Origin of the sequence: Methylobacterium sp. WL7 (assembly GCF_008040085.1) — a bacterium.
GTDB classification, from domain to species: domain Bacteria; phylum Pseudomonadota; class Alphaproteobacteria; order Rhizobiales; family Beijerinckiaceae; genus Methylobacterium; species Methylobacterium mesophilicum.
This window is the reverse complement of record NZ_VRVG01000245.1, coordinates 1-3,536: the sequence shown is the minus strand read 5'-3', so window position 1 is coordinate 3,536 and position 3,536 is coordinate 1. Positions and strand designations below refer to the sequence as shown.

The window sequence follows — 3,536 nt, the reverse complement described above, 5'->3', positions numbered from 1 at the left end:
CCGACCGCCGGCACGGCCCGCGCGTTCACCGAGACCATGCTCAAGGACGCGCAGCAGTCGGCCTACGCCGCTGGTGGCGATCCGAACCTGCTGATGCTGCCCGTGCAGCAGAAGCGCAACTTCTCGGCGTTTCCGGGCATCGCACAGACCCGCAACGACGTGAACAACCGCGTGGCGACCATCGTCGCGGCGGCAGACGTCTACATCGGTGACTTCGGTCGCCTCAGCGTCGTCCCGAACCGCCAGATGGCCAACGGCGCGGCGCTCGGTATCGACCCCAAGATGGCCGAGGTCGCGTACCTCCGTCGTCTGTTCGTCGACAAGCCGGCCAAGGACGGTGACGCGTGGAAGCGCGTGCTGGTCACCGAGCTGACGCTCAAGGTGAACAACGAGGCTGCGATGTTCGGCGTGTTCGACCTCCTGTAGGCCGACCGCTTCCACTCTCACCCATCCCGCACGCGCGCCCCCTGCCGGTCATCCGGTGGGGGTGCAGCGCCATGGAGACACCAATGGCACGCGATCCCAAGACCCCTCTCGACGTCGCCCAGGCTCAGGCCACTCCGGGCACGCCGCTCGCCCTCGACGGCACCCAGCTCGGCGAGAGCCAGAACCCGCCCGAGACCAAGACCAGCGACGAAGTCCCCGTCATCGGCGCCCCCCCCGTGGTTCAGACCTCCGTTCTGGCCACCAACGACCCGAAGGGCGACCTTCGCCCCGGCGTGATCCCGGACACCTTCGCGCAGGGCATCGACCCGGCCTCCAACCGCAAGATTTCGGAGATGGACGGTCGTCAGCCGATCGCCCCGCCGACTGTCGCCGGTTCGGCCATCGCCAGCGTGGATGCGCTCGCGAAGTCCAAGAAGCGGGCCGGCGGCGTGCTGGTGCGCCTCAAATCCGACTACTGGCCGACCCTCGAGAACTACCCGGACGGCTGGGAGAAGGACACCAACAGCCCGAACTTCCGTGAGTACCGGCTGCCGGCCACCACCGAAGTCAGCCTGCCGACTGAGGAGGCCATGGACCTCCTTGAGACCGGCAAGGCCGAGCGCGTCAAGCCGTAAGGCCCTCCATCATGGCTCGGATGAACGTCACACTCGACGGCACTGAACCCCCGATTGAATACGTCGGGGACTGGGCCGTGATGGACTACGACCCCGTTACGCGCACGAGGAAACTTGCGCGCGTGACGGACCTGCCGGATGGCGGCGAGAAATGGGAGTGGAAGACGGAGCAGGATTGCTCGGCGCTTGTCCAAGAGAACGCCACCATTAGGCAGGCGCAGGAGGGCAAGCGCTACGGCGACGGCAACACCCTGATCGCCCGCATCCCGATGACGGTCTGGGCCAATCGGCTCTCCGATCCGATCAAGCAGGGTGACGATGAGTTCCTGAAGCGCTGGCTGAACGATCCTGACCACGCGGCCTTCCGCACCAAGTCGGGGCGCATCTGATGGCTGATCCGTTGCTCCTGAGCCTTGCAACCGCGACCCTCGACGCGGTCAGCGGGAAGCTCGACCCGACTGGCGACGGCTCCGGCCTGTCCGGCATCGCCAAGGCTGCTGACATCGCGGGCAAGCTCGATAAGACCGGGGATGCGTCGGGGGCGAGTGCCACCCCGCCTGGTGGCGCGTCGTCTCGCGGCATCGGCGATTGGCTTGCGGCCACGCACTTCAACGTCGCGTCTGTGGCTGCACTGCGGGCGTGGCCGGTCGGGTCGCTGCTGAGCGGCGCGATCGTCCGCACCTCGGGCTACTACGCTACGGCAGACGGCGGCGGTGCTGAGTACGTGTGGTCGCCAGCTTCTTCCGTGGCTGACGACGGTTGCATGGCCATCGCGCCGACCTCCGGTACCGGCCGGTGGCTTCGTCAGATCCCAAGCGGTTCGGACCTGTCGCTGTTGAGCTGCGGCGTGAAGGCCGATTTCAGCTTCGTCAGCGGGACAGGCACCGATAATACCGCTGCGATCCAAGCGGCAATCACCGCCGCTCAGTCTGCCGCTTCAGGCGGTCAGGGCTTCAGGATCAAAGCGCCGCCCGGCTACATGTTGCACGGGCCGGTGCTGATCGCGTCTCAGGTTGAGATTGACGGGGCTGGCTCGCAGAGCAGCGTCTTCGTGCTGAAATCCTCTGCGGCGACTGCGGCTCTTACCATCCAGACTGCAGGCTCGGATTTTACCTCCCAGGGCTATCCTGCGGCCAACATCAAACTCACCGGTTTTCGGATCATGGGCCAGGCCGGCAAGGGCGGTAACGCTGGCGGTCACGGCATTGAGTTCGCCAACGGCACGATCCCCGCGTGGGTTCGGGCGACCGACATCACTCTGACGAACCTGCCAGGCTCGGGGCTGCACGCAAACGGCTTCCCAGGCTTTGCAGAGTTCACGCGCTCAGTCTTCGTCAACAATAACCTGTACGGCACCGACACAGGCTCAACCGCGGACTGGCGCTTCGTCAACTGCGATTGGGGTGCCAACACAGCGGGCAACCTTCGGTCGCAGTACGATGCGCAGATGCTGCTAATAAACCCGAACATCTCGGGAGCGGGCGGGTACGGCGCAGAAATCAGCCAGTCCGACATCAAGGTTGTCGGCGGCTCGGCCGATCTCAACAACAAGAGCGGCATCAAGTACACGGCCAACCCAAACGGCATCTACCGGCTTGTTCTGACGGGAGGCTTCAGTTTCGGCGGCAACAGCCGGACGGCTGTCAATACCTATCACGACATTGAGGTCTATGGCAGCGGATCCGGCCTGCTGATCTCCGGCGTTCGTTTTTCGCACAAACCTTACGTGCAGGACGCGACCTCAAATATCACCAACAACATCTTCATCGACCCGTCTTCGACGGTGCCGATTACCGAGAACAGCAACCAGTTCGCTAGCGGTTCTCTCGTCTCGCCCGGCGTGACCAACGCGCCCAACCGCTTTGGGGCTGCCTTCACGACCTACACGCCGAGCATGGTGGCTTCTGGAGCGACGACATTCGTGTCCGGAGCGACCAGCGGTCGGTACCAGATCGCCGGCAAGCGGCTGGATTTTTCGGTCAGCGGCACGATCACGACGAGCGGGAACGGCACCACATGGGTGGCCATTGCGCTGCCGGGGACGCTCAAGCCTGCCGCGGCCGGAACCGTCACGGGCTTCGGCTCGAATGGCAAGGTCCTGTCAGGCCAGATGATCGCTGGGACCGGGTTTGTGTTCTTCCGGAACGCCGACGGCACGTACCCGGGCGCGGATGGACTGACGATCACGGCCAGCGGGACGGTCGAAATCCAATAGCCTTTTGAACGTCTTCACCCCTCCACTCTCTCACCCTGCTCGCCGGGATCTCCAGACATGCCTGCTGGCCCCATCCACTCTCTGACCTGAGCGAAGCATGTCGACAGCAGCGCTCCAGACGCTCATCGCGTCACTCCAGACGGCTGGCTCGACCCCTGGCGGGGGCGGCATGTCCGCTAACCAGCGGGCTCTCAACATCGGCACCGGTGTCGAGTCGGGCGATGGTGATCCGCTGCGGGTGATCTTCGGCAAGATCGCCA

4 protein-coding genes are annotated in these 3,536 nt (G+C 64.8%); all 4 read left to right on the top strand.

Features of this window, described 5'->3' with window-relative positions; all coding sequences use genetic code 11:
- A partial coding sequence (locus FV233_RS30735) for a DUF5309 family protein (RefSeq protein WP_187278263.1) occupies positions 1-426 on the top strand: 426 nt, incomplete at its 5' end.
- 83 nt (positions 427-509) lie between these two features.
- Entirely contained in the window at positions 510-1,061 is a 552-nt protein-coding gene (locus FV233_RS28705; RefSeq protein ID WP_147899558.1) for a hypothetical protein, read from the top strand.
- 80 nt (positions 1,062-1,141) lie between these two features.
- The gene (locus FV233_RS28700) at positions 1,142-1,450 is read left to right on the top strand and encodes a hypothetical protein (protein WP_147899557.1); all 309 of its coding nucleotides are present in this window, start codon (positions 1,142-1,144) and stop codon (positions 1,448-1,450) included.
- Positions 1,450-3,276 (top strand): right-handed parallel beta-helix repeat-containing protein, encoded by a 1,827-nt coding sequence (locus FV233_RS28695; RefSeq protein WP_147899556.1) that lies wholly within the window; start codon positions 1,450-1,452, stop codon positions 3,274-3,276. The genes FV233_RS28700 and FV233_RS28695 overlap by 1 nt, the downstream gene beginning before the upstream one ends.
- Positions 3,277-3,536: the final 260 nt, after the last annotated feature.